Source organism: Neisseria sp. P0020.S005 (assembly GCF_051957055.1).
Classification (GTDB): Bacteria; Pseudomonadota; Gammaproteobacteria; order Burkholderiales; family Neisseriaceae; genus Neisseria; species Neisseria subflava_A.
Genome location: NZ_JBQCWV010000051.1, coordinates 1 through 480, shown reverse-complemented (window position 1 = coordinate 480; position 480 = coordinate 1). Strand labels below are relative to the sequence as shown.

The following is a 480-nucleotide window of genomic DNA, read 5'->3' as shown; positions in this document are numbered from 1 at the left end:
ATACAGCTAAGGCGGAGCTTTGCTTTGCCGATGACGGTCAGTGCCATCCGGTACTGATTGGCAAGACCACGCCGAAAGGCAAATTCAATATGACGCCGATGATGACCAGCAAACCAGGTTACGGTGGCGAGGTTATCGGCTTCAAAGAAGAAAATGACTTTCTGTTCGCGTTACACAGGGTATGGACGCTCAAGCCGCAGGAAAGGCGCATGGAACGCATCGCTTCTCCCAATGTGGCCGACCGCATCATAACCAATGGTTGTATCAACGTACAAAATAATGTGTACGAAAAACTACGTCAGTATTTCATTTTGGAAATTATCTGATGTAAGTCAGTCAAACAAAGGCCGTCTGAAACTTTTCAGACGGCCTTTCTTCTCAAACGGAAATTCAACGACAATTTGCTTGCTCCGTCAGTGCCAAACGAAGAATATTTGACCACTTCATCCTCAATTCATCCTCAAGCTATATCACTTTTTA

General features: G+C 45.2%; 1 protein-coding gene. It reads left to right on the top strand.

Features of this window, described 5'->3' with window-relative positions; translation table 11 throughout:
* Positions 1-326: murein L,D-transpeptidase (locus ACTHTU_RS11250; RefSeq protein ID WP_440362596.1), on the top strand; the 326-nt coding region annotated here is incomplete at its 5' end.
* Positions 327-480: the final 154 nt, after the last annotated feature.